The 1,279-nt window shown below is 43.5% G+C and carries 2 protein-coding genes; both read right to left on the bottom strand.

Features of this window, described 5'->3' with window-relative positions; translation table 11 throughout:
• On the bottom strand, positions 1-718 hold a 718-nt coding region (locus tag A3729_RS01100; RefSeq protein WP_068632980.1), incomplete at its 3' end, for an HDOD domain-containing protein.
• A 113-nt stretch (positions 719-831) separates the two neighbouring features.
• A partial coding sequence (locus tag A3729_RS01095) for a DUF599 domain-containing protein (protein WP_156497562.1) occupies positions 832-1,279 on the bottom strand: 448 nt, incomplete at its 5' end.

Raw genomic sequence — 1,279 nt, 5'->3', positions numbered from 1 at the left:
ACTGAGATAAAATTTCTTGCTTTTCTTGCTCGGCTTTAAACGCTTCATTTAAGTAGTCGGCCAAGTAAACGATGCTTGAATAAGCGGAATACTCTTCAAAGTCGTTAGGGGCAGCCTGTTGACGTATTCCATTTACAATTTCTGTTGGGAAGTTCCAGCGTTTGGCAAGTTCCGAGCCTGCTTGCGTGAAGTCATAGCCAAACTGGTTGTCTTGTAAGTCAATTCGATTAGCGCCTGATTCAACTAGCTTGTCAATTTTAACGGCAGACTCTTCATGATAAATATGAATTAGTAGCTCGCCGATGTTACGCATCATGCCGATTGTGAAGGCTGTTTCAGGGTCTGAGTCAGTGTGTTTAGCAATTAGCTTGCTGATGCTGGCAACCATGAAACTATCACGCCAGAACTGTTTTTTATCAAAGCCCGGGATGTCTTGGAAAGCACCAGTAATACCAGAGGCAACGACTAAGGTTTTCAGGGTATCGATGCCGAGCATCACAACTGCAGAGTCGATTGAGGCGATCTTACGTCCTGCACCATAGCGCGCGGAATTGGCTAGACGCATAATTTTGGCAGAAAGGACCTGGTCCATCTGTATTTTTTTTGAAATCTCATCAACATTGGAATGAGGATCATTAAACTGCTTGATCAGTTCTTGCACCACTTTCGGGATGTTGGGTAAATTTGGGCTTCCTTTAAATAGCGATTCTAAAGACATTCCTGTAACTCCTACGGGTCAATTGCCTTTGTTTTATATTTGTTCTAATGAGTATAGAAAAAGCCCGCGATCGGTAAAGAATAGACTTGTGACTTTTTGTTTTTTATTGAGTTTTAGCGCATTGCTTGAGACAGCTCTTCTTTACCCACCAGGATTTTAAGTGTGGATGACTTAAATTCACGACGAAATAGAATAAAGACAATAAGGGTGCTGGCGACCATAAATACCCATGGGTTGATAAACCAGGTCAGCATGGCGATAGAGAAATAGTAAGTGCGTAAGCCACTATTAAAGTTGTTAGCGGCCATGGAGGCCATGGAAGCCATGCGTGAAGCAAGCGCCTCCCTCTCTTCATTACTGCAGTCTTCACTAGGGGTTGGCGCCCCGCCAACCATAATGGTTACAAAACCATATTGGCGTAAGCTCCAGGTAAACTTGAAGAAGGCATAGACAAAAACAAAAATTAACGTAATGACTTTGATCTCCCATTCCGAGCGATCGGTGGGGACTGCGAAGGGGAGCCCTTCTATGAGGTGTATTGCTTTTTCAGTTGAGCCTAAG

Source organism: Oleiphilus sp. HI0043, from assembly GCF_001634935.1.
The sequence above is the reverse complement of the archived record's forward strand: the minus strand, read 5'-3'. Positions and strand labels throughout refer to the sequence as shown.